1 protein-coding gene is annotated in these 467 nt (G+C 32.1%); it reads left to right on the top strand.

Annotation, left to right across the window (positions count from 1 at the left end; all coding sequences use genetic code 11):
- On the top strand, positions 1–291 hold a 291-nt coding region (locus AC1DJR_RS33330), incomplete at its 5' end, for an SMI1/KNR4 family protein (protein ID WP_477004603.1).
- Positions 292–467: the final 176 nt, after the last annotated feature.

The raw sequence follows: 467 nt of genomic DNA, 5'->3' as shown, positions 1-467 counted from the left end.
GACGTCTCCTATCTTTTAGAATACCAAGATGACAAGGGTGCTGTTGATTCTAAGATAAATCCAAAAGGACTTCTCCCTGGCACTTATATTCATTTTTCAGACTGTATGAACAATGGTGGAACATCAAGACTCTATATTGATTTTAACCCTTCTGATGAAGGTGTATGTGGTCAAATAGTTCGTTTTTTGCACGATCCTGATGAATATGAAGTGATTGCAAACAGCTTTGATGAGTATTTACAGGATCTTATTGATGGTGATTTTAATTTTCTAGAAGGAGAATCTCAATAATTTGTGAAGAATTACACTTCAACTAAGGGGAGCTTTAGTTGAACAAGATTTAGACAAATTTATTATTTATATTTGTCTACAAACTCATTTAAAAGGTTAGAAATTAAACAACTTTAAAGAGCCTTACTACAATATGATTTGTAGTATCCATATTGTTATGGTGATTTCACATATGC

The organism is Bacillus sp. 05T31 (genome assembly GCF_056396725.1).
The sequence above is the reverse complement of the archived record's forward strand: the minus strand, read 5'-3'. Positions and strand labels throughout refer to the sequence as shown.